This window comes from Nocardia anocheti, assembly GCF_029675105.1.
Lineage (GTDB): Bacteria > Actinomycetota > Actinomycetes > Mycobacteriales > Mycobacteriaceae > Nocardia.
Genome location: NZ_JAQQFV010000005.1, coordinates 266274 through 289372 on the forward strand (window position 1 = coordinate 266274; position 23099 = coordinate 289372).

Genomic DNA, 23099 nt, shown 5'->3' on the forward strand with positions numbered 1-23099 from the left:
AACTCCTGTTTATCTGAACAGATGGACAGATGATAGGGGAGCTACACTGAACCCCGCCATGGGAGAGCCACGCACGCTGGACGGATCGCCGGTCGAACTCGGCCGCCGGGCGATCGGTGACGTCGAGATCCGGGCCTGGGCGCAGCGCTTCGACCTGCTGTCGGACCCCAGCCGCCTGGAGATCCTGCTGTGCCTGCACCGGGCGCCGGGCATCAGTGTGGGGGAGCTGGCGGCCGCGCTCGGCCGCAACGAGAACGCGATCTCCCAGGCGTTGCGGGTGCTGCGTCAGGAGGGCTGTGTCGTGTCCACCCGGTCGGGTCGCACGGTGACCAACCGGCTCGCCGATCCGGTCATCCACGAGATCCTGCACACCATCGGCGCCCAGCACGCCTGAGAGTCGGTGCGGCTCAGTCCGATCCGGGACGCACGATCATCAACACCACCACGGCGGTCCACAGCAGGTTGTAGATCCCGGCCAGCATGGACAGCTGACGCAGGCGCGTGCCGTCGTCGGGTTCGGCGAGGGCGAGCCGCTGGAGCGGGTGGATCTGCACGGCGAGCAGTCCACCGGCGATCGCGGTGGTGATCATGGCGGTGGTGATCCAGATTTCGTTCATCCGGCCCTGGATGGTCGCCAACACGATGCCGATCACCGGAACGATGATCGCGAGTTTGGCGTAGTTGCCGGTGATGCGGTGCATCGCGACCGCCACCGACCGGGAGCGCACCGACTCCGGGTCCGGCGCCGCGTCGGTGACCGGCGCGTAGCGCGGGAAGAGGCTGGTCGCGACCGCCGACCCGCCCACGAAGACGATGCCAGCCACCACGTGCACCGACAACAACAGATGTTCCACCGACCTGCTCCCTCCGACCTTCAATGTGATTGAAGCCTAGCTCGAGCTTCAGGGATGTTGAAGGTCGGATCGGTTATCGGTCTCGGGGATCGGGTGGGGCCGCGCCGGTGAAGGCGGCGATCAGGGCCGCGCCGACCTCGCGCTGGATGGGGTCCGCGTCCGGGCCGAACATCCGGGTATCGACCTCGGTCACCACCGTGCGGGCCCGGCCGAGCAGCCGGGTGCCCTGGGGCGTCAGTTCGATCACCGAGGCCGATCCCGCCCGTGCCGTCCGGTCCCGGACCAGACCCGCCGCGACCAGCGCCTTCACCGCGGTGTGCACACTCTGCACGCTGGTCCCGGACATGCGCGCCAGCTCGCTGAACGAGGCTCCCGGCAATCCGTTGATGTGCCCCAGCAGTCCCAGCCGCGCCACCGTCAGGTCCAGTGGCGCCAGGGCCGCCGCCAGCTCGCCCTCCACCCGCCTGCACAGGGTGATCACCAGAATCGTCGGGCTCAACAAGGGTCCGGATCGCGCGTCGTCGGTGCTCACCGCCTCATTTTCCCGCACGGGTGGGGTGGTGCTCGCCCCGGCGCGGCACAACGACCGTGGGGCCCAGCGGCGCACGCTGGGCCCCACGGTCGTCGCGGGTCTACTTCAAGGCGACGCGGACGCCGTTGGAGAAGGCCGAGTCGTGGAATTCGACGGCGGCGGGAACGGTGCCGGTGGGGACGTCGAAGACCAGAACCATGGAGACCTTGTTGCCGGGGTTGATCTCGGCGGTCAGCTGGTCGTTGACATTGATCTCGGCGGTGGTGTCGTTGGCGAACTCGCGGCCCTGGTCGTCGATCAGCTTCTGGTTGGAGCCGAAGTACTGCTGGGCGACGTTCGAGGTGTTGGCGACATCGACGTAGACCAGGATGAACTCCCCCTGGGCGGTCTTCTGCAGGAACTGGTTGTCACCGACGGTGGTGACCGGCGGGTCCACCTTGGTGACGGTGAAGCTGAACTTGCCGTCGCGGACCTCGGTGCCCGCGGGAGCGGCCGAGGTGCGGCTCTGCTCGTTCTTGGCGACCTCCTCGGCGGCACTGCCGATCAGCGCTGCGCAGCCGCCGAACAGCGCCAGGACGACGAGGACGAAGCCGCCGAGTACCCACGGCCAGACCCGCCGCTTGCGCGGGGGCTGCGGGTAGTAGGGCTGCTGCGGGGCGGCGGGGTACTGGGGGTTGGACATGACGTTCTCCTTGTGCGGGGGCACGGCTGATCGCGACCGCTGTGGGCCGTCGACCGCGGGGTGCTCGATAACGGGAATGGATGACGAAAGAAGTTGATGCACAACATCTTTCGAGCCTGTTGACTGCGCTGGCCGGTGGTTGCCGCGCCGTTGAGAAGGACGCTACACCGCCCGTCATGAGAACGCAACAGGAGAACAATGTTTTCAGCGTGAATGGTGAAAACATGTGTACTGGATCCTGGGGAAGTCAATGAAGGTGTGTATCGTCAACCTCGACACGAGGAGACCCATGCCAGACTCGACGCCCACCGTCGCCGCCGCCGAGATCTCCCGGCTGGCCGGTGTCACCCGCGCGACCGTCAGCAACTGGCGGCGCAGGCACGCCGATTTCCCCGCCCCCGTGCCGGGCGGCTCCGAATCCCGGCCGCTGTTCGACCTCGCCGAGGTGCGGCAGTGGCTGCGCGGACACGGGGTGACCGCCGCCGACTCACCGGTGCAGCGGCTACGCACCCTGCTGCGCGCCGAGGTCGCGCCCGAGGACGTCGCCGCGCTCATGACCTTCGTCGCCGATCCCGCCGACCCGGCGGGAGACGCGGTGCGCGCGGCGGTGCGGGACGCGATCGGTGAGGTCGGGGTGCGACAGACGCTGGCGGTGCTGGCCGAACGCGGGCTCGACGGGCCGAGCACCGGTGTGTACCCCACCGACCAACCGGTGGCGGCGCTCATGGCCGCACTACTCGCCGTCACCGGCACACCCGAGTCCGTCCTCGACCCGGCCTGCGGTGGTGGCGCGTTGCTGCTCGAGGCGGCCGGGGTCGGCGCGACCCGGCTGGCGGGGCAGGACATCCTGCCCGTGCAGGCAGCCCGCGCCGCCGCGCTGCTCGCCACCCTGGCACCGGAGGCCGCCGCCGACATCCGCGCGGGGGACGCCCTGCTCGCCGACGCGTTCCCCGATCTCGAGGTCGACGGTGTGCTGGCCAATCCGCCCTATACGCAACGGGATTGGGGTGCCGACGAGCTGGCCCTGGACCCGCGCTGGGCGTACTCGGTGCCCCCGCGTGGGGAGTCCGAACTGGCCTGGGTCCAGCACGCGCTCGCGCACCTGCGCGCGGGCGGGACCGCGGTGCTGCTGTTGCCGCCCGCCGTGGCGGCGCGGTCGTCGGGGCGGCGGATTCGCATGGAGCTGTTGCGCGGGGGCGCCCTGCGCGCGGTGATCGCGCTGCCGCCGGGGGCCTCGACGCCACGTCAGGTGGGTCTGCAACTGTGGGTGCTGCGCAGGCCCGAAGCGGGGCACGTCACCGACACGCTGCTGTTCGCCGACACCACGCGGCTGCCGAATCCCGGTGGTGAGCAATCGAATTGGCAGCTGATCAGCGAGACCGTCGTCGCGTCGCTGGGTGCGTTCGAGCGCGGTGACGACCAGGCGGCCACGGTCGCCGACGTGACCGCCGTGGTCCGGGTGATGGATCTGCTCGACGACGATGTCGACCTGACGCCCGCGCGGCAGGTGCGCGCCGCCGTCGACCCGGACAACGCGGCCGCCGCCGCGCACACCGCCATCGCGCTGCTCGGGGAGAACCTGACCGGCCTGCGGGAGGTCGCCGAGACGGTGCGGGACTGGACCTCCGCGCCGGGCACGGTGTGGCGGCACGTGGCCGTCGGCAATCTCGTCGCGGGCAAAGCGGTGCGCATCGTCGCCGGAGCCGCCGAGGGCGCCGCCGACCCCGGGCGCCCGGTGCTGACCGGACACGATCTGCTCGACAGCCGCCCACCCTCCGGTCTCACCACGCCCGGCGCCCCGGCGGGGGAGCCGATCGAAGCCGGGGACGTGCTGGTCTCGCGTCTGCGCGACGACCACGGCGCGGCTCAGGGCGCTCGCGTCGCCGAGGACGCCGATGTCGGCGCCGTCCCCGGTCCGGGCGTGCTGGTCTTCCGCACCGATCCCGACCGCGTCGACCCCTGGTTCTTCGCCGGTTTCATCGGCAGCCCCGACAATGCCACCGCCACCTACGGCACCACCACCATCCGCCTCGACCCCGCCCGCCTGCGCATTCCCCTGCTCCCGCTGGCCGACCAGCGCCGCTACGGTGCCGCCTTCCGCCGCCTGCACCAGCTCCGCGTCGCCGCCCGCACCACCGCCGACGCCGCCCGCGTCGCCGCCGACCACCTCGCCACCGGCCTCACCGCCGGTGCGCTGGAACCACCCGTCGGCTGACTCCCGCCTCGCGGCATCAGGATTCGCTGCGCGGGGTCGGCTGGAGGCGCGTCCGCCCTCGGAGTTGTCGCGTGTGCGCGGGTGGATCGGCGGCGGCTCGGTGGGGGCGAGGCAGTATCGTGCTCTGGTCCGTAGCAAGCGTCGGTCCGGGGGTAGCTGGGTGCGCGAGATCATCGACGACCGGTACGAGATCACCGGCGCGCTCGGGGCCGGGGGCATGGGACAGGTGCTGCTCGGCTACGACACGGTGCTGGACCGGGCGGTGGCGGTGAAGCGGATCGCGGTGCGCCAGTTCGCCTCCCGCGACGATCTGGCCGCCGAGTTCGTGGCGCGGTTCCGGCGCGAGGCCAGGGTCACCGCGCGCATCCGGCACCACGGCGTGCCGCAGGTCTACGACGCGGTGCTCGACGCCAGGGCCGACAGCGTCTACCTGGTGCTCGAACACATCGACGGGACGACACTGCGCGACTACCTCGCCGGGCTCGGGGCTGCCCTGCCGGTGGAGGTCGCGGTGGCCATCGGGGCGCAGATCGCGACGGTGCTGTCCTACGCGCACGCGTTGCCGGTGGTGCATCGCGACCTCAAACCGGCCAATGTGCTGCTCACCCGTGACGGAGTGGTGAAGGTGATCGACTTCGGGATCGCCGCGCTGCTCGACGGGAGCACCAGTCGGATCACCCGCACCGGCTCGGTACTCGGGACGGCGGCGTACATGTCACCGGAGCTGGTGAACGGGCAGGAGGTGGGGCCGCGCGCCGACCTGTACGCGCTCGGTTGTGTGCTGCACGAGATGTGCAGTGGGCGCAGGGTATTCGAGGCCCGCTCGGATTTCGACGCCTACAACCGGCACCTCACCGACACTCCGACCCCACTGCGCGCCCTGCGCCCCGAGATCCCCGCCGCGCTCGAGGAAATGGTCCTCGACCTGCTCGCCAAGGACCCGTCCGAACGGCCCGCCTCCGCCCAGGAGGTCTACCGGCGGTTGCTGCCGTTCCTGCCCGCGCCCGGCGCGCCCGCCGCCGCGCTGCCACCCGGTCAGCCGGACCCCACCCGGATCTACCGATGCCCCAACCCGCCCGCCGATCTCGAATCCCCGGCTCCGGCGCCCACGCATCGCGCGGCGCGGCAGGCGATGACCGAGGCGGGCCACCTCGGTGACGCCGCCGCCCGCTACCGCGAACTGTGCGCCCTCGGCCGCTACGCGCAGGCCGCCGAGGCGCTGCTCGCCGTGGTCGACGAGGTCGCCCGCCGCTACGGCCCCGACGGCACCGAAGCCGGTGACCTGCACCGCGATATCGCGCTCGCGCTCGCGCAGAGCGGGGAACAGCGCCGCGCGCTGGCCGAATGGGAGCGGGTGGAAGCCATCGAACTGCGCGTGGGCGGACCCAAGAGCGCGCGGCTGCGGCGGGCCCGCGTCGCCGCCGTGGGCTGTCGGGCCGTGCTCGGCGAGCTGTCCGCCTCGGCCGCCGTCGACGAGCTGTACCGCCTCTTCGGCGAGATCCGGGGCACCGACGCCGAATTCGGCGAGGACGGTATCCGCCTGCGCCTGGCCATCGCCGAATGGCTGCCCGCCGCCGGTGACCGCACCCGCGCCGAACGCTTCCTCACCCAGCTGCGCACCGACCTCGAGATGCTGCGCCCCGCCGACGACCCGGTCCGCCGCCGCGTCGAGGAACTGTCCGCCGAACTCCGCCGGTGACCGCGATCCATCCGTGGCAGGGGCGGTCCGGTGGGGTCGCTATCGGCGCCCGCCGAGCATAGTTCGGGCTACGGGCAGTGTCGGTGGGTCGGAGTAAACTCCTCGCATTCGCCGACGGGGGAGCGCGTCGGCCATCGGGTGCGCCTCGCGCGGGTGCGCGGAAGTGGAGTGCGTGCGGTGCGGTGGATGGGCAAATTCGGCTGGCTGGTCGGGTTGCTGGTGGGGCTGTTCTTCGTGCTCTTGGGCACGGTCGGCTACTTCACCGGGATCGGCAACGGCGACGCCGTCGAGATCACCCTGGCTGTCGGCTTCTTCGTGTTCGGCACCGGTGTATCGCTCACCACCATCTGGCAGCTCGCGCTCGGCGACCGCCGCAACAGGCGAACCTTCGCGCCCCATCCGAGCCGGTCCGTGCCCCCGCAGCCCGACCGTGCGCCGCAGCCGTACACGCCGCCCGACCACGCGCAGCAGCCCTACCCGTCCACTTCGCAGCCCGAGATCGCGCAGCATCGGTACCCGTCCGCGTCGCCGCCCGATCCCGTGTGGCAGCCGTACCCGGCGACCTCGCAGCCCGATCTTGTGCCGCAGCCCTATCCGCCCGCGCCGCACGAGTATCCGCAGCGTCCGGAAGCGGCGTCATCCCGACCGCAGGACGCGCCGGTCACTCCGGCTCGGCCCATTCCGCAGGCGCACTACGCCCCGCCTCCGGCACCGCTCGGCGCGGCGACCGTCGCGCAGACTCCGGACTGGGTGCTGCGTACGCGCAGCGCCCAGCACTGGCTGCCCAGTGGCATCCCGTACGCGAGCGCGCCGACCGGAGCGCTCGGTGCCCCGGTCGATCTGGATCGCGACAGCGCCGCCACCATTCCGGTGCGCATCCGTGAGGCGGTGCGCGAGACCATCGCGATCGAGGGGCCGATCGAGCGGGGGGTGCTGGTGGCGCGGGTCGCGCAGCGGTTCGGGGTGCGCGCGCCCTCGGACAAGCAGCAGATCCGGGTGCTCGGCGAGGTACCCGAGAGCCTGATGCGCGCCACCTCGCTGGGCGTGTTCGTCTGGCCCTCCGACCTGGACCCGGGCAGTTGGCGGGGCTTCCGGTTCACTCCGCCCACGGTGTCGCGACCGATCGAGACCATCTGCGCCGAGGAGATCGTCAACGCGATCACCCATGTGGCGCAACGGGATCGACACAGCTTCGACGACATCGTGTGGGCCACCCTCACCCAGTTCGGGCACGACCGCACCGGGGCGGCCGAGGACCGGATCGAGGCGTGCTTGAACCTGGCCGTGCGCCGCGGCCGTCTGGCGTGCGATGCCGACGGCCGCTATCGCGCGCTGGTTTAGGCGGGCAGGGCGGGGCGGGTGCGGGCGTGCACGACCTCGGGCGAGACGGTGACGATGTCGCACACGGCGAGCAGCCGCTCGGGCAGGTCGTGGTCGAAGTGGGCCAGGCCCGCGGTCACCACGGCGGCGGCCTCGGTGCTGGCGACCACCTCGAGCAGTTTGCCCAGGGGGTCGAGGGTGCGCTCGCTGAAGACCACGGTCTTGGTACAGCGGTAGCCCATGCGCTCGGCTAGCGAACGGATCTGCGTTTCGTCCCAGGATTGGGCGACACCCGAGATGTCGCGGCGCAGATAACCGATCGCCGGTGGCTTCATGGGCATGACGGTACCGGCGCGCGGTGTCCTCATCGTGAACGCGAGCGAACGCGAGTCGAATTCGCAATCTGACCAATGCTCATTTCTGAATTTGATCCGGTGGGGTGCCCGCGCGTGATCTACTGCTGCCACCTCGGGCGGATCGACGCCTCGACGACGTGGTCGAGGGCGCCCGAAGCTATCTGGAGACAACGATGGTGAACACAACAGTGCAGCGTGCGGCCGGATCGCTGGCCGCCTTCGCGGTGGCGGCGGGTTTCGCGGTGGCCGTGATGCCGGGGACCGCCGCGGCCGCGCCCGGCTCGATCAGCTGGAGCGACGGCAACAGCAAATTCACCAGGACGGTGTCGAACACCAATCCCGTCGTCGGTGACACGGTGACGGTGACGACCAAGTTCGAGCGCACCGGCATCCCGGTCGAGTACATCTACTCGATCAAGGACCTGCACCCGGCCTGTCTGACCCCGGTGCCGGGCTCGGCCAAGATGTCGGGCGACGCGGTGTCCATCGACACCTCGTCCTCGGACTGGATCCGCGCGGAGTTCGGGATCACCAAATACCCGGTGTACCCGAACATCTCGCCGAAGTCGCAGACCTTCGAGATCCAGTACACCGTGGGCGTGAACTGTGCCCGCGACACCCCGCTGCCGACCTCCATGCACTACGGCGGCTCGCTCGGTGACGGCACCTACCAGGGCAAGGGCCCGGCCATCACGGTGTCCAGCGACGCGGTGTCGAGCACCTCGATCACCGACGTGACCGGCGCCCAGGTGGGCAAGGCGGTGACGCTGGAGGCCAGCGTGTCCCCGGCCGCGGCGGGCGGGACGGTGCAGTTCAAGGCGGGCGACAACGTCCTGGGTGACATCCCGGTCGGCGCCAACGGCAAGGCGTCGATCGTCTGGACCCCGGGCGCGCCCGGCGCGTACACGATCGGGGCGACCTTCTCCGGTCGCAGCGGCGTGGCCAGCTCCTCGACCACCAAGGTGGTCACCGTGGCCGAGCTGCCGACCGATCCCGACCCGGGTGACGGCGGCGGCACCGGCACCGGTTCGTTCGGCTTCTAGGCCGACGCCCCGGCACGGAACCGGTTGCTACCAGGTCTCGTTGGAGATCAGCGCGGTGAGCAGTTGGCGGATCGCGGCGACGCGACGTTCCGTGCCGGGGAGGCGGTCCAGGGCGCACTCGGGGTCCGCGGGTGGGCCCAGGTGGGTGCAGCCGCGGGGGCAGTCCTCGATGGCGTCGGCCAGGTCGGTGAACGAGGCGATCACGTCGTCGGGGGTGATGTGGGCCAGGCCGAACGAGCGCACGCCGGGGGTGTCGATCACCCAGCCGCCCTCGGGCAGCGGCAGCGCCACCGACTGGGTGGAGGTGTGCTTGCCCTTGCCCACTCCCGAGACCTCGCCCACGGCCCGATAGGCATCGGGGACAAGACGATTCACCATCGTCGACTTGCCGACACCGGAGTGCCCGATGAGCGCGGAGAGTCGGTCCTCGAGGATCTCGCGGACCGGCTCGATCGGGTCGTCGATCCCGGCGTAGATGATCTTCAGATCCAGACCTTCGAAGGCCGCGGCGAACGCGGACTCCGCCACCAGATCACGCTTGGTGAGCACCAGGATCGGTTCCAGCCCACCGGCGTACGCGGCGACCATCGCCCGCTCCACGAAACCGGTGCGCGGCGGGGGATCGGCGAGGGCGACCACGATGAACAGCTGTTCGGCGTTGGCGACGACGATGCGTTCGAACGGGTCGGTGTCGTCGGCGGTGCGGCGCAGCACGGTGCTCCGGTCGGCCACGCGCACGATCCGGGCCAGAGTGTCGGGCTTGCCGGTCAGGTCGCCCACCACGTCGACCTGATCGCCGACCACGATCGGGGTGCGGCCCAGTTCCCTGGCGCGCATGGCGACGATACGGCGCTCGGCGTCACCGTCGAGCACACAGCCCCAGCGGCCGCGATCCACCGAGACCACCATGGCGGCCTCGGCGTCGCTGTGCTGCGGGCGGGTCTTGGTGCGGGGGCGCGAGGCTTTGCCCGGACGCACCCGGACGTCGGATTCGTCGTAGCTGGCTGCGCTGCGGCCGCGGCGGCTCAGCGCACCGCTCCCTCACCCGATAACGCGGAGGACAGCATCTGCTCCCACAGCGCCACGAAGGTCGGCAGGGTCTTGGCGGTGGTGCCGATGTCCTCGATCTCCACACCCGGCACGCGCAGGCCCAGAATCGCGCCCGCGGTGGCCATCCGGTGGTCGGCGTAGGAGTGCCACCGGCCGCCGTGCAGGGGCGCGGGGACGATCTCGAGCCCGTCCTCGGTCTCGGTGACATCGCCGCCGAGCTTGTTGATCTCGGTGGACAGCGCGGCCAGCCGGTCGGTCTCGTGCCCGCGCAGGTGCGCGATGCCGCGCAGGTAGGACGGCGAATCGGCCAGCGCCGCCAGCGCGGCGACGGTGGGGGTGAGCTCGCCGACGTCGTGCAGGTCGATGTCGATGCCCGCCAGGCGTTCCGGGCCGCGCACGGTGAGCACATTGTCGAACACGCGCGCCTCGGCACCCATCCGGACCAGGATCTCGCGGATCACGTCACCGGGCTGGGTGGTGCCGCGCGGCCACATCGGCACGCTCACCTCACCGCCGGTCACCGCGGCCGCGGCCAGGAACGGGGTGGCGTTGGACAGGTCGGGCTCGATCTCCCAGTCCACCGCGCGGATCGGGCCGGGCGAGACGCTCCAGGTCTGCGCGCTGCGCGAGTCGGCCGGGGTGGACACCGCCACGTCGGCGCGGCGCAGCATCTCCACCGTCATCTCGATGTGCGGCATCGAGGGCAGCTGCTTGCCGTCGTGGTGCACGGTGATGCCCTGCTCGAAGCGCGCGGCCGAGAGCAGCAGGCCGGAGACGAACTGCGAGGAACCCGAGGCGTCGATGGTGACGGTGCCGCCGCGCAGGCTGCCGGTGCCGTGCACGACGAACGGCAGGGCGTCGCCGTCGACGTCGAGGCCGAGGGCGCGCAGGGCGTCGAGGATGGTGGACAGCGGGCGGTGGCGGGCCTGTTCGTCACCGAAGAAGGCGACGTCGCCGGTGGCCAGGGCCGCGGCGGGCGGCAGGAACCGCATGATGGTGCCCGCCAGACCGCAGTCCACGGCCGCGCTGCGCAGCGGCGCGGGGGTGACCTCGAGGGTCTCCGCGTCACCGGTGATGCCGGTGCCCAGCGCGCGCAGGGCACCGATCATCAGGTCGGTGTCGCGGCTGCGCAGCGCGCCGGTGAGGGTGGAGGGCCCGTCGGCGAGCGCGGCCAGGATGAGCGCGCGGTTGGTGATGGATTTCGAACCGGGCAGGGTCACGGTCGCGTGGACGGGGACCTCGATATGGGGCGCTGGCCAGAAACTCACCCGCCCATCCTCTCTCATGTGCGGTCCGGATACACCAGTGGCGGGCAAATCGGCGTGGTCGGGTGCTGTGCGTCACCCGGAGTTGTCGGTGTCCGGTGCCAAGATGGGGATATGTGTGGACGATATGCGACGACCACCAATCCGGCCCGGCTCGCCGCGGACCTCGACGCCGTCGACGAGACCGGCCTCGACTCCGCGCAGCCCGACGCGGGCGTCAGCTACAACGTCGCCCCGACCAGCCAGGTGCTCACCGTGGTCGAGCGCCACGAGCACGGGGAGCCCGACGACGATCCCCGCTTACGTCTCCGGCGGATGCGCTGGGGCCTGATCCCGTCGTGGACCAAGGCCGCGGAACCGGGCGTGCCCGCCAAGGGCAGGCCGTTGTTCAACGCCAGGGCCGACAAGGCCACCACCTCGCCCTCGTTCCGCGACGCCGCCAAGCACAAGCGCTGCCTGGTGCCGATGGACGGCTGGTACGAGTGGCTGGTGGAATCCGCGCCCGCCGAGAAGGGCAAAGCGGTCAAGCGCCCCTTCTACATGTCGCACGCCGACGGCTCGCCGCTCTACATGGCGGGACTGTGGTCGGTGTGGCGCGACCGCGACCAGCCCGACGCCGATCCACTGCTGTCGTGCACGATCCTGACCACCGACGCCGTGGGCGAGCTGGCCGAGATCCACGACCGCATGCCGCTGCCCATGCCGCGCGAACACTGGGACGCCTGGCTCGACCCCGATCACCCGGCCCCGGCCGAACTGCTGCTGCCGCCGTCGGCGGCCGAGGTCGCGACCATCACGGCGCGCCCGGTCTCCACGCTGGTCAACAATGTCCGCAACAACGGGCCCGAACTGTTGGCACCGGAGTCCGGCGACGGGGGCCGCCTCGCCCGATGAGCCCGCTCACCGCGCGCCGATTCGCGATCGATCTGGAACCGCTGCGGACCAGTCCCGCGTTCCGCACCCTGTTCGTGGCCCGCACGATCTCGGTGTTCGGCATCGGATTCCTGGTGGTGGCGTTGCCGATCCAGGTGTATCAGCTCACCGGGTCCACCGCGACCGTCGCGGCGGTGGCGACCGTCATCGGGGTCTCGGCCTTTCTCGGCACCCTCGTCGGCGGGACCGCCGCCGATCACTTCGACCGGCGCACCGTGATCGTGGCCTCGCGCGCCGGGGCGACCCTGGGGTTCGCCGCGCTCGCGGTGAACGCGATGTTGCCCGAACCCCGGCTGTGGGTGATCCTGCTGTGCGCCGTCGTCGACGGGTTGACCGGCGGCATCTCCGAGACCGCGCTGGTCGCGGCGATGCCCGGACTGATCCCGGCCGACAAACTGGCCGCGGGCGCGGCACTCATGGCCCTGACCGCCGACCTCGGCTCGATGGCCGCGCCCGCGCTGGCCGGGGTGCTCATCGCCTGGCTCGATGTCGCCGCCAACTATTGGCTCGCGGCCGCCGCGAGCCTGGTCACGACGGTGCTCATCGCCCGGCTCGGGCGGATGATCGCCGAGCGCGGGCACGACGAGTCACCGCTGCGGGCGATGCTGTCGGGCTTCCGGTTCGTGCTCGGGCACCGGATCGTCGGGGCCGTGCTGCTCACCGGGTGCGTCAGGATGCTGCTCTCGGGCTGGACGGTGCTGGTCCCGGCCTATGTGCACGAGGTGCTGCACGGGGGAGAGGCGACAGTGGGTCTGCTGTTCGCGGCCCCGGCGGTCGGCGCGGTACTGGGTTCGCTCACCTCGGGGTGGACCGGGTCCATCCGTCGGGGCGGTCAGGTGATCTTCGTGGCGACGTTCGTCTCGGCGGCGGGCATCCTCGGCGCGGGGCTGGCCGGGGCGACCGCGGTGGTGTTCGCTGGGCTGCTCGCGCACGGCGCGGGCCGGGTGGTCAGCGACATCACCCGCTTCGCGGTGGTGCAGAGCGAGACCCCCGACGCGTTCCGTGGCCGGGTCTCCGGTCTGTGGACCGCCCAGCTGACCATCGCGCTGTCACTGGGCGCGGTGCTGGCCGGGCTCATCGCCGAGGCCGTGCCCACCCGCGCGGTCTTCCTGGTCTACGGCGCGGGCGGCTGCGCGCTGACGCTGCTGCTGTGGTGCCTGCTCGCCACGCTGCGCGGGCACCACAGCCACGCGGTGATCAGCGCGCCGCGGTGATCGCCGACAGCTGCGGGGTGATCCGCTCCAGCGCCAAGGCCAGCGACTTCGGGGTGCCCGCCGACAACGCCAGGATGGCCGGATCGTTCTCCGGCAGCATCAGCGCCCGTCCGTCGCGCACCACCGCCAGCGAGTTGATCAGGGTGTCGTTCTCCAGATCGGTGAACGGCAGGGTGATGGTGGTGAACAGCGCGGCCTGGGCGTCGAGATCGCCGACCCGCTCCACCGGCACCTGCGCGAAGAACCCGGAGCTCTGCAAGCGGGTGACCGCGGGATTGGGCACGAAGCCGAGCTCGGCGAAGAAGTCGAAGCGGGCGTCACCGGGCAGGTAGGCGCCGTAGGCGGTGCCGAACTTCGCCGCGTAGACGAAGGTCTTGCCCTCGAACTCCGGATGACCCGCCCGCACGGCCTGCTGCGCGGTGGTGGTCTCGAGCACGAGCTTGTCGGCCTCGGCGCGCTTGCCCAGCGCGGCACCGATCAGCCGGGCCTGGGTCTGCCAGTTGACCGCGTAGTCGCCGGTGTCGTCGGGCGCGGTGACCACGGGGGCGATCTTGCTCAGGTTCGTGGTGATGTCGTCGTCGGCCTTGGCCCGCACGTTCAGGATGAGATCGGGTTTCAGTTCCTCGATCTGCTGCATGTTGAACTCACCGGCGCTCTGCGAGGACAGCAGTTCCGGGCTGGCGGTTCCCATGGCCGCCACGTCCCACTCGCCGACGCCCTTGGTATCGGCGCCGAAGTTCATCCAGTCGTAGATCGCGACCGGCGGCACCCCCAGCTCCGCGGCGACCGCGCCGTCGGACCAGCCCAGCGCGACCACCCGCGGCTGCGCGGGCAGCGAGAAGCCCGGGGTACCGTCCGGGTCGTTGAACACCTCGTGGGTGTCGTTGTCGGATTTCACGCACGCGGTCGAGGTCAGGATCATGCTCGCCAGTACCGCGACGATCACGCTGATACGCCGTTTCGACATGGATCTCCTTCTTCCCGGTTGAGTGCCCGGCCCGGACACGTCAGCTCTGCTCGACCCGGACCGCACCCTGGGCCAGGGGCACCACCAGCGGGGTTCCGGTCTGCGGATCGGCGATGACCTGCGAATACACGCCGAACACCTGGTCGACCAGGTCGGCGGTGATGATCTCGCCCGGCGGCCCGACGGCGAGGATCTCCCCGGCCCGCATGGCGATGATGTGGGAGGCGTAGCGCGCGGCCTGGTTGAGGTCGTGCAGCACGGCCACCAGGGTGGTGCCGCGGCGATTGAGTTCGGTGCACAGTTCGAGCACCTCTATCTGGTGGCCGAGGTCCAGGTAGGTGGTGGGCTCGTCGAGCAGCAGGATCGGGGTCTGCTGGGCCAGCGCCATCGCGATCCACACCCGCTGTCGCTGCCCGCCCGAGAGCGCTTCGACCCGACGCGTGGACAGCTCGGTCAGCCGGGTGACCTGCAAGGCGAAATCGACCGCGTGCTGATCGGCGTCGGTCCACTGCCGGAACATCGTCTGGTACGGGAACCGCCCGCGCGAGACCAGATCGATGATGGTGATCCCCTCCGGCGCGATGGACTGCTGCGGCAGCAGACCCACCTCCCTGGCGAACTCCTTGCCGCCGAACCCGGCGACCGCGCGTCCGTCGAGCAGCACCGTGCCGTGCTCGGGGCGCAGCAGCCGCGACAGGGTGCGCAGCAACGTCGACTTGCCGCAGGCATTGGGCCCGACGATGACGGTGAACGACCCGTCGGGCACCACCACATCCAGATCGGCGATGACGGTGCGGTCGCCGTAGCCCACCCGCAGTCCGCTGCCGGTGAGCCGCCCGTCGGTGGTCGTCGTGTCGGTCACGGCCGTGCCTTTCGGGACTGGGCGAGCAGGAGGAACAGCAGGTAGAGCCCGCCGAGCGAGGTGGTCACCACACCGACCGGCAGCTGGGTCTCGGGCGCGAGGATTGTGCGGGCCACCGCCTCGCTGGAGACCAGCAGCGTCGCCCCGACCGCCGCCGAGGTGACCAGCGGAATGCCCGCGCTGGGCGTGATCCGCGCCGCCATCTGCGGGGCGACCAGCGCGACGAAGGCGATCGGCCCGGCGATGGCGGTGGTGGCCGCGGCGAACCCGACGCCGATCACCAGCAGCAGCACCTGGGTGCGCGCGGTGTCGACGCCCTTGCTCGCGGCAGAGTCGGTGCCCAGCTCGAACATCCGCATGCGCGGGGCCACCACGATCAGCGCGGGCACCAGCACCGCCAGCGTGACGAACACCGGGATGGTGTCGGTCATCGTGAGATTGCGCAGGTTGCCCATGCCCCAGGCGGCCGCCACGCCCGCGTTCTGCACGTCGGAGGTGGCGATGAGATAGCCGTTGAACGACAGCAGCATCGCCGAGACACCGATGCCCACGATGATGAACCGGTAGTTGCCGGTGCCGCCGCGCATGCCGAGGAAGTACACCACCACCGCGGTCGCCAGACAGCCCAGCAGCGCGCCGATCGTCGCCCCGCCGGAGCCGAGCCCGAGCACCAGCATGGCCACCAGCGCACCGGTATTGGCGCCGGTGGTGAAGCCGATGATGTCCGGGCTGCCCAGCGGATTGCGGGTGATGGTCTGGAAGATCGCCCCCGACAGCGCGAGCGAGGCGCCGCCGAGGATCGCGGTGACGACCACCGGCAGCCAGGTGGCGACATGATTGGCCGGGGCGCCGGAGACCTGCCCGGTCAGCACCCGCAGCACCTCGACGAAGCCGAGTCCGGGCGTGCGGGTGGTGCTCGCGCCCAACGACCAGACCCCGACCACGGCGGTGACCAGCACCAACGCCACGGTGATCAGCACCGCGACCAGGTCCACCCGCAGACTCAGTCCGAGCCGGGGCACGCGCAGGAACCGCACCCGGCTCGGCCAGCGGGCCCGGGTCGGGGTGTTCGCGGTGGTCACCATTGCGAGCCCTTCTCCTTGCGCGCCAACCAGATCAGCACGGGCGCGCCGAGGAACGCCGTCACCATGCCGACCGGTAGTTCGCTCGCGGTGGCCACGCGGGCCAGCAGATCCGAGCCGACCAGCACGATCGGCCCGACCACCAGGCACAGCGGGATCATCCAGCGATGGTCCGGACCGACCACCATGCGCACCGCGTGCGGCACCATCAGCCCGACGAAGGTGATCGGCCCGACCGCCGCCGTGGCCGCCCCGCACAGCACCGTGATCACCACGAACCCGGCCGCGCGCACCGCCGTCACCGGCACGCCGAGGGCGTTGGCGCGATCGTCACCGAGGGCCAGGGCGTTGAGATAGCCGGTCAGCGCCACCGCGCCGACCAGTCCGAGCAGCACCAGCAGCCAGGTGGCCGACAGTTGCGGCCAGCCGCGTCCGTCGAGGGTGCCGATGAGCAGGCCGCGGATGGCGTCGAAGGTGCGCGGATGGATCATGGTGAGCGCGAACGCGAGTCCGCTGAGCATGGAGGCGATGGCGACACCGGTGAGCACGAGTTTGGCCGGACTGGCCCCGCCCACCCCGCGCGAACCGACGAAATAGACCAGCACCGAGGCCGCGAAGGCGCCGCCGAGCGCCCACCACAGGTAGTCGGTGCCCGAGGCCCCGACCAGCACCGAGCCCAGCACCATGGCGAAGTACGCGCCGGAGTTGACGCCGAGGATGCCCGGGTCGGCCAGCGGATTGCGGGTGAGCCCTTGCATCACGGCCCCCGCCACCCCCAGCGCGGCGCCGACCAGCGCGGCCAGCAGTGTGCGGGGTATTCGCTGCTCCCGGATCACCCCGAGGGTGGTCGGCGTGCCCTCGTCGAACAGCGCCGACCACGCCTCGCGCACGGTGAAATCGCCACTGCCGACGAACAACCCACCGGCCAGCAGCACGATCAGCACCGCTACCAGCAGGATCAGGGCCGCGGACCGGGACAGCGTAGTCCGCGGGGCGGTGGGGGTGGCTCGGGACACAGCGATGGATCCTCGCTTCGCAACGCTCGCCGATGGTGGCCGGGAACGTTGCTGCCACCGCTCGCAGTTAGTTTAGCCTCAGATTAACTGGCGAGGGCGCAACCACGCGGGAATTCACAGCGTGCAGGGCACCGAATCGGTGGCGATGTTCAAGCCGCACTTGATGATGCCGGTGGCCAGGTCGATGAGTTCGGTGGCCACACCGCCGCCGAGCTTCTCGGCCTTGTCGGCCTGTTCGTTCTCCTCGGGGTGGGCCTGCGGCGAATTCTTCGGGGAGCCTTGGCCGTTGAGCGGGTAGTCGCCCGGCTCGGTGGGCGCGGACGGGGCCACCGGTGGAATGGCGGTGGCGGGCGCCGCGAAGGCGACGGCGCCGAAGGTGAGGACAAGAGCACCGGACAGGGTGGCGATCGTCGAACGAGTGGACATTTCTCGCATCACATCCTCGGGTCGAATCGGTCGTACCGGGCAGGGAATGCGTCCCGAGGAGATTCGGAACCGACCCCCCGCGCGGATGGTCAGCCGGTGATGTCGGCCGTCACCGCGCCGCTCGCACGCACCAGATCGGCGGGGGCGAGCTCGATTTCCAGACCGCGCCGACCCGCGCTGCACAGCACCCGATCCCAGCCCAGCGCCGACGCGTCGAGCACCGTCGCCAACCGCTTGCGTTGGCCCAGCGGCGAGACCCCGCCCAGCACATAGCCGGTGGTGCGCTCGGCCTTGGTCTTGTCGGCCATCGCGGCCTTCGGCGCGCCCAGTGCCGCGGCGGCCGCCTTCAGCGCGAGCTTGGCGGGCACCGGCAGCACCGCGACGGCCAGCGCGCCGGTGGACAGCTCGATCACCAGGGTCTTGAAGATCTGCTCGGGCCGCACGCCCAGCGCGTCACCGAGCGCGTCCACGGCCTCGGCGCCGAAGGACGCCGCGCGCGGGTCGTGGGTGTAGGCGTGCACCCGGTGGACGATGCCCGCGGCGGTGAGTGCCTTGATCGCAGGAGTGGACGCGGCTGCCATGACTGCTCAGCCTAGTGGCGCACGCAACCGGAAATCGCTCCCGAACGGGAACACCCGCGCGGGACCATCGGTTGCACTCTGGTGACGAGCCCACCCGCCGAGCGATGCGAAGGAGAGATAGTGACAGTGCTGCTCGAGGAGCGTCCCATCGCCGCGCGGGGTGCGCGATTGCCTTCCGATTCCACCGAGCCGGTAGATTCGGCTACTACGGCGATCGAAGGGATTGGTGTGACGAGCGACGACGACGTGGAGTCCGGCGCAGAAGTCGACGAAGCCGAGCTGGCGGCGCGGTTCGAGCGCGACGCGCTCCCGATGCTGGACCAGCTCTACGGCGCCGCCCTGCGGATGACCAGGAACCCGGCCGACGCCGAGGACCTGGTGCAGGAGACGTACGTCAAGGCCTTCCAGGGGTTCAAGTCCTTCAAGGAGGGCACCAACCTGCGGGCCTGGCTGTACCGCATCCTCACCAACACCTACATCAACTCCTACCGCAAGAAGCAGCGTCAGCCCGCGCAGTACCCGACCGACGAGATCACCGACTGGCAGCTCGCGGCCACCGCCGAGCACTCCTCGACCGGCCTGCGCTCGGCCGAGGTGGAGGCCCTCGACGCCCTGCCCGACGACGAGATCAAGGCCGCGCTGCAGCAGCTGCCCGAGGAATTCCGGATGGCGGTGTACTACGCCGACGTCGAGGGCTTCCCGTACAAGGAAATCGCCGACATCATGGGCACCCCGATCGGTACCGTGATGTCGCGGCTGCATCGCGGCCGTAAGCAACTCAAGGGTTTGCTCGCCGACGTGGCGCGCGAGCGTGGATTCGACCGTGGGGAACGCCAGGAGGTTACGAAATGAGCGACCCCGATATGGAGATGGACTGCACCGCCGTACTCGCGGACGTGTGGCTCATGCTCGACGGCGAATGCGATCAGGCCACCCGCGAGCGCCTGCAGCAGCACATGGACCACTGCGGTCCGTGCATCGAGGCCTACGGCATCGAGGAGAAGATCAAGGGTCTGCTCAGCCGCAAGTGCGGTGGTGAGCACGCTCCCAAGGGGCTGCGCGACCGGCTCAAGCTCGAGATCCACCGGTCGATCACGGTCACCAGGATCGAGACCACCGAGGGCTGAGACCCACGGCACACCGACACAGAAAAGGGGCACCCGAGGGTGCCCCTTTTCCTATCCGAACCAAGCTCAGGCGTTGGGCCGCTTGCCGTGGTTGGCTGCGTTGCCCTTGCGGCTGCGCTTCTTACGTCCACGCTTACCCATCGGTAGCTCCCTTCTGTGGGTCCTCCCCGCCGGAGCGCGGAGCACAATCTGATCGACAGCCATTGTTTCATGTGTGATCGGCGGGACGTCGCGCAGCGTCCGCCTTGACGACGGAGGCGGCGCCTCGGAAGGTGAGATGTTGAGATGTTGAGGTGTCATTCGTGGCCTCGACCGCAGTGAAGCGGGCCTACCGGTACCGGTTCTATCCCACTCGCGAGCAAGAGCAACAGCTCGCTCGAACATTCGGCTGCGTCCGTTATGTCTACAACCGGGCGCTCGCCGAGCGTTCTCGCGCGTGGATGCACGAGCATCGGCGGGTCGACTATGTGGAAACGAGCAAGATGCTCACCGCGTGGAAACGCGAGCCAGGTACCGAGTGGCTCGCCGAGCCGTCGAAGGGGCCGTTGCAGGCTGCCTTGCAGAACCTGCAAGGTGCGTTCGACAAGTTCTGGCGTCAGCAGACGGGATACCCGAAGTTCAAGCGAAAAGGGCGGTCGACCGAGTCGGCCACCTACTTCGCGAACTGCTTCACCTACCGTGACGGGCGCATCAAGCTGGCCAAACAGGCCGATCCGTTGTCTGTCGTGTGGTCACGCCCGTTGCCGGAGGGCGCCCGACCATCACAAGTCACCGTGTCGAAGGACGCTGCGGGTCGCTATCACGTGTCGATTCTGGTCGAGGAACTCGTAGCCGACCTTCCCGGCTCCCCTGAGGCGATCGGCGTGGATGCCGGGATCAGTAGCCTCTATACGTTCTCAACAGGGGAGAAGGTACCCAACCCCCGGTACGGGGAGCGGGATCGTGCGCGGTTGGCCAAGGCGCAGCGCGCGTTGTCGCGCAAGCGGAAGGGGTCCAGCAATCGGGCGAAGGCCCAGCTGAGGGTGGCCAGGATCCATGCCCGCATCGCCGACTGTCGGCGTGACCACCTGCACAAACTCTCCACTCGATTGGTGCGCGAAAACCAAGTGATCGCCATCGAGGACCTGAGTGTGCGTAACATGGCCCGCAATCGTCGTCTGGCGCGTTCCATTTCGGATACCGGCTGGTCACAGTTCCGGGCGATCGTGGAGTACAAGGCGCACTGGTACGGGCGGACTGTGGTCGCTGTCGACCGGTTCTATCCCTCGTCCAAGTCGTGTTCAGGGTGTGGAGGGATCGTCGACGAGTTGCCCTTGCGCATACGCGAGTGGAAATGCGGGTGCGGTCTGGTCCATGATCGGGATATCAACGCCGCGAAGAACATACGTGCCGTCGGGCTGGCGGCGCTCGCCTGTGGAGATGGTGTGAGACCGTCCCGCAGCTGATGCGGGGAGGCGACTGTCGATGAAACAGGAACGGCCTGTCGTGAGACAGGCAATCACGGCCCTCCGGGGCCGGGAGGAAGCCAATGGCTGTAGCTTCGGCACAGACATACTGCCATCGCCTGCCGACGATGGCTCAACAGACTAACGAACGGGGTGTCATGCCTGAAGAAGTGCGCGCGGAGATGGTCTCGACCGTGCTCGCTGTCGAGGTGGCGGTGGGTGAGCATGTCCAGGTCGATCAGACGCTGGTGCTGCTCGAGTCGATGAAGATGGAGATCCCGGTGCTCACCGAGATCGAGGGTGACATCACCTCGGTCGACGTCGCGCCGGGTCAGGTCCTACAGGCGGGCGACCTGATCGCCACGATCGCCTAGGCCTGGCGAAGGGAACAAGCGGTAGATCCCCGTGGCAACACTGAGCGAGCTCCTGGCCGAACACACCGACCTTCCCGGCATGGCCGTGGACCATCTGCAACGGGTGGTGGGCGATTGGCAGTTGCTCGCCGACCTCTCGTTCTCGGATCTGCTGCTCTGGGTGGGGGCGGGTCCGGTCGCCGAGGGCGCCGACGTGGTGTGTGTCGCCCAGATCCGGCCGACGACGGCGCCCACCGTCCATCTCGACGACAAGGTGGGCACCACCGCCTCGCGCACCGATTTCCCGCAGGTGTTCGACGCGCTGCTGGCCGGTGAGCCGGTGCGCACCGACACCGAGGTCGAGGTGAGCGGGGTCTATCACCCCAGCCCGATGCACGCGGTGCGCGAGGCCATCCCGGTGCGCTGCGGCGAGGACGTGATCGCGGTGCTCAGCCGCGACTCGGACCTGCAGCGCTCGCGGGTGCGCAGCACCCTGGAGACCGCCTACGTCTCCTGCGCCGACGACCTGTGCCGGATGATCGCCGACGGCAGTTTCCCCACCCCGGAGGATCGGGCCGCCACGCACTCCAGCCCGCGCGCGGGCGACGGCTTCATCCGGCTCGACACCGACGGCATCGTGGTCTACGCCAGCCCCAACGCGCTGTCGGCCTATCACCGGATGGGGATGCAGGCCGATCTGGTCGGCCAGGATCTGGCCGTCACCACCCGCTCGCTGATCACCGACCCGTTCGACGCGCAGGAAGTCGTCGCCGACATCCAGGCCGCGCTGGCCGGGCGCACCGGCAGGCGCATGGAGGTCGAGGCGCGCGGCGCGACGGTGCTGCTGCGCACGCTGGTGATGCGGCCCGGTGGCGAGCTGGCCGGGCCCGCGGTGCTGGTGCGTGATGTCACCGAGGTGAAGCGGCGCGACCGCGCGCTGCTCAGCAAGGACGCCACCATCCGCGAGATCCACCACCGGGTGAAGAACAATCTGCAGACCGTCGCGGCCCTGCTGCGCCTACAGGCGCGCCGCACCGAGAACCCGGAAGCCCAAGTGGCGCTGACGGAATCGGTACGCCGGGTCACCTCCATCGCCTCGGTGCACGAGATGCTGTCGATGTCGGTGGACGAAGAGGTCGATCTCGACGAGGTCGTCGACCGGCTGCTGCCGATCATGGCCGACGTGGCCACCGTGCACACCGCGCGGATCAAGGTGCGCCGCGCGGGTTCGCTCGGGGTGTTCTCGGCCGAACGGGCGACGCCGCTGGTGATGGTGCTGACCGAGCTGGTGCAGAACGCCATCGAGCACGCCTTCGACGCGGGCCAGAACGGCACCGTGACGATTCGTTCGGAGCGCTCCGCGCGCTGGCTCGACGTGATCATCAGCGACGACGGCCGGGGCCTGCCCTCCGGCTTCAGCCTGGAGAGCTCCGACCGGTTGGGGCTGCAGATCGTGCGCACGCTGGTCACCTCGGAACTGGGCGGCTCGATCGGGTTGCATCCCGGGGCCGAGGTGGGGACCGACGCGGTGCTGCGGGTGCCGCTGGGCCGTCGGTCGGCGCGCTGAAAAACGCTGTAGGGCAACAATAAACCCGGCACCGCGAGGTGCCGGGTTCTCAACATGCGTTACCGGGCCGGGGCTGGATGGCCCGGCAACGCCTCCCGCGTCGACTAGACGGAGGTTCGCGTACGGGTGCGCGCGTTGCGCCGCTTGAGCGCGCGACGCTCGTCTTCGCTCATTCCACCCCACACGCCCGCGTCCTGTCCGGACTTCAGGGCCCACGACAGGCAATCGGCAGTGACGGGGCAGCGGGCGCAGACCAGCTTGGCATCGGCAATCTGCGCGAGCGCAGGACCACTGTTACCCACCGGGAAGAACAGCTCGGGGTCCTCATCGCGACAGATGGCCTTGTGGCGCCAGTCCATTCCTCTGCTCCTTTGCGCGGGCACCCCAAAGGGCACCTCTGGTTAGTGGATCGTTCACTTGTGCGACTCGAATGTTTCCGCACGGTTGCTTGTGAATGCTTTCACGAACACCGTAGATGTCAATAGGTGTCCGGCGCACCGTGGGGGAGAT

26 protein-coding genes are annotated in these 23099 nt (G+C 70.0%); 12 read left to right on the top strand and 14 right to left on the bottom strand.

The features are described from left to right. Positions 1-58: 58 nt before the first annotated feature. Complete coding sequence (locus tag QC180_RS15195) at positions 59-394, top strand: ArsR/SmtB family transcription factor (RefSeq protein ID WP_278263378.1); 336 nt, start codon at positions 59-61, stop codon at positions 392-394. Between the two features lie 13 nt (positions 395-407). Here the strand turns inward: QC180_RS15195 and QC180_RS15200 are convergent, their stop codons facing one another. The 3 genes from QC180_RS15200 to QC180_RS15210 form a co-directional block, all read right to left on the bottom strand. Next, a complete protein-coding gene (locus QC180_RS15200; protein ID WP_278263379.1) occupies positions 408-854 on the bottom strand; it encodes a hypothetical protein in 447 nt (148 codons plus the stop codon). Positions 855-927: 73 nt separating this feature from the next. After that, positions 928-1386, bottom strand: coding sequence for a MarR family winged helix-turn-helix transcriptional regulator (locus tag QC180_RS15205; protein WP_278263380.1), 459 nt, complete (start codon positions 1384-1386; stop codon positions 928-930). Between the two features lie 100 nt (positions 1387-1486). Next, positions 1487-2068 carry a DUF4352 domain-containing protein gene (locus QC180_RS15210; RefSeq protein WP_278263381.1) on the bottom strand — a complete coding sequence of 194 codons (582 nt, stop codon included), beginning with the start codon at positions 2066-2068 and terminating at the stop codon, positions 1487-1489. A gap of 289 nt (positions 2069-2357) precedes the next feature. On the opposite strand from QC180_RS15210, the gene QC180_RS15215 reads away from it, so the two are divergent. From QC180_RS15215 to QC180_RS15225, 3 genes are all read left to right on the top strand, one after another. Then, positions 2358-4283, top strand: coding sequence for an N-6 DNA methylase (locus QC180_RS15215; protein ID WP_278263382.1), 1926 nt, complete (start codon positions 2358-2360; stop codon positions 4281-4283). Between the two features lie 160 nt (positions 4284-4443). After that, entirely contained in the window at positions 4444-5982 is a 1539-nt protein-coding gene (locus QC180_RS15220; protein ID WP_278263383.1) for a serine/threonine-protein kinase, read from the top strand. A gap of 186 nt (positions 5983-6168) precedes the next feature. Then, entirely contained in the window at positions 6169-7323 is a 1155-nt protein-coding gene (locus QC180_RS15225; protein WP_278263384.1) for a hypothetical protein, read from the top strand. Here the strand turns inward: QC180_RS15225 and QC180_RS15230 are convergent. Further along, positions 7320-7637 carry a hypothetical protein gene (locus tag QC180_RS15230; protein ID WP_278263385.1) on the bottom strand — a complete coding sequence of 106 codons (318 nt, stop codon included), beginning with the start codon at positions 7635-7637 and terminating at the stop codon, positions 7320-7322. The two genes, QC180_RS15225 and QC180_RS15230, sit on opposite strands and share 4 nt — an antisense overlap. Before the next feature lie 194 nt (positions 7638-7831). On the opposite strand from QC180_RS15230, the gene QC180_RS15235 reads away from it, so the two are divergent. After that, positions 7832-8701 (top strand): Ig-like domain-containing protein, encoded by an 870-nt coding sequence (locus QC180_RS15235; protein ID WP_278263386.1) that lies wholly within the window; start codon positions 7832-7834, stop codon positions 8699-8701. 27 nt (positions 8702-8728) lie between these two features. On the opposite strand, the gene rsgA is transcribed toward QC180_RS15235, so the two are convergent. Next, on the bottom strand, positions 8729-9730 hold the full coding sequence (gene rsgA / locus QC180_RS15240; protein ID WP_278263667.1) for a ribosome small subunit-dependent GTPase A: 1002 nt from the start codon (positions 9728-9730) through the stop codon (positions 8729-8731). Then, positions 9727-11037, bottom strand: a complete 1311-nt coding sequence (gene aroA, locus QC180_RS15245; protein ID WP_278263387.1) for a 3-phosphoshikimate 1-carboxyvinyltransferase — start codon at positions 11035-11037, stop codon at positions 9727-9729. The genes rsgA and aroA overlap by 4 nt, the downstream gene beginning before the upstream one ends. 93 nt (positions 11038-11130) lie before the next feature. Between aroA and QC180_RS15250 the strand changes: the two genes are divergently transcribed. Together QC180_RS15250 and entS are read left to right on the top strand one after the other, a co-directional pair. Continuing rightward, entirely contained in the window at positions 11131-11910 is a 780-nt protein-coding gene (locus QC180_RS15250) for an SOS response-associated peptidase (protein WP_278263388.1), read from the top strand. Beyond that, a complete protein-coding gene (gene entS / locus QC180_RS15255) occupies positions 11907-13163 on the top strand; it encodes an enterobactin transporter EntS (RefSeq protein WP_278263389.1) in 1257 nt (418 codons plus the stop codon). Before QC180_RS15250 ends, entS begins: the two co-directional genes overlap by 4 nt. Here entS and QC180_RS15260 read toward each other — a convergent pair. The 6 genes from QC180_RS15260 to ybaK form a co-directional block, all read right to left on the bottom strand. Further along, on the bottom strand, positions 13147-14130 hold the full coding sequence (locus QC180_RS15260) for an ABC transporter substrate-binding protein (protein WP_278263390.1): 984 nt from the start codon (positions 14128-14130) through the stop codon (positions 13147-13149). The genes entS and QC180_RS15260 overlap by 17 nt on opposite strands. A 40-nt stretch (positions 14131-14170) precedes the next feature. After that, on the bottom strand, positions 14171-14992 hold the full coding sequence (locus QC180_RS15265; protein ID WP_278263391.1) for an ABC transporter ATP-binding protein: 822 nt from the start codon (positions 14990-14992) through the stop codon (positions 14171-14173). After that, positions 14989-16077 carry a FecCD family ABC transporter permease gene (locus tag QC180_RS15270; RefSeq protein WP_278263392.1) on the bottom strand — a complete coding sequence of 363 codons (1089 nt, stop codon included), beginning with the start codon at positions 16075-16077 and terminating at the stop codon, positions 14989-14991. Before QC180_RS15270 ends, QC180_RS15265 begins: the two co-directional genes overlap by 4 nt. After that, entirely contained in the window at positions 16071-17090 is a 1020-nt protein-coding gene (locus QC180_RS15275; protein ID WP_278263393.1) for a FecCD family ABC transporter permease, read from the bottom strand. The genes QC180_RS15270 and QC180_RS15275 overlap by 7 nt, the downstream gene beginning before the upstream one ends. A gap of 114 nt (positions 17091-17204) precedes the next feature. After that, entirely contained in the window at positions 17205-17516 is a 312-nt protein-coding gene (locus tag QC180_RS15280) for a hypothetical protein (RefSeq protein WP_278263394.1), read from the bottom strand. Positions 17517-17605: 89 nt separating this feature from the next. Then, positions 17606-18097, bottom strand: coding sequence for a Cys-tRNA(Pro) deacylase (ybaK, locus tag QC180_RS15285; RefSeq protein WP_278263395.1), 492 nt, complete (start codon positions 18095-18097; stop codon positions 17606-17608). Positions 18098-18325: 228 nt separating this feature from the next. Here ybaK and QC180_RS15290 point away from each other — a divergent pair, with 228 nt between their 5' ends. Together QC180_RS15290 and rsrA are read left to right on the top strand one after the other, a co-directional pair. Continuing rightward, positions 18326-18949: a sigma-70 family RNA polymerase sigma factor gene (locus QC180_RS15290; protein ID WP_278263396.1), complete on the top strand. Its 624-nt coding sequence runs from the start codon at positions 18326-18328 to the stop codon at positions 18947-18949. Then, positions 18946-19224 (top strand): mycothiol system anti-sigma-R factor, encoded by a 279-nt coding sequence (gene rsrA / locus QC180_RS15295; RefSeq protein ID WP_278263397.1) that lies wholly within the window; start codon positions 18946-18948, stop codon positions 19222-19224. The genes QC180_RS15290 and rsrA overlap by 4 nt, the downstream gene beginning before the upstream one ends. A gap of 66 nt (positions 19225-19290) precedes the next feature. Here the strand turns inward: rsrA and QC180_RS30355 are convergent, their stop codons facing one another. Then, positions 19291-19365, bottom strand: a complete 75-nt coding sequence (locus tag QC180_RS30355) for a 50S ribosomal protein bL37 (RefSeq protein ID WP_022597109.1) — start codon at positions 19363-19365, stop codon at positions 19291-19293. A gap of 176 nt (positions 19366-19541) precedes the next feature. Between QC180_RS30355 and QC180_RS15300 the strand changes: the two genes are divergently transcribed. The 3 genes from QC180_RS15300 (at position 19542) to QC180_RS15310 (ending at position 22589) form a co-directional block, all read left to right on the top strand. Then, positions 19542-20669: an RNA-guided endonuclease InsQ/TnpB family protein gene (locus QC180_RS15300; protein WP_474646465.1), complete on the top strand. Its 1128-nt coding sequence runs from the start codon at positions 19542-19544 to the stop codon at positions 20667-20669. Positions 20670-20827: 158 nt separating this feature from the next. After that, complete coding sequence (locus tag QC180_RS15305) at positions 20828-21043, top strand: biotin/lipoyl-binding carrier protein (protein WP_278263399.1); 216 nt, start codon at positions 20828-20830, stop codon at positions 21041-21043. Positions 21044-21074: 31 nt separating this feature from the next. Next, positions 21075-22589: a sensor histidine kinase gene (locus tag QC180_RS15310; RefSeq protein WP_278263400.1), complete on the top strand. Its 1515-nt coding sequence runs from the start codon at positions 21075-21077 to the stop codon at positions 22587-22589. Positions 22590-22693: 104 nt separating this feature from the next. Here QC180_RS15310 and QC180_RS15315 read toward each other — a convergent pair whose 3' ends face one another. After that, positions 22694-22948, bottom strand: a complete 255-nt coding sequence (locus QC180_RS15315) for a WhiB family transcriptional regulator (protein ID WP_022567051.1) — start codon at positions 22946-22948, stop codon at positions 22694-22696. Between the last annotated feature and the right edge of the window lie 151 nt (positions 22949-23099).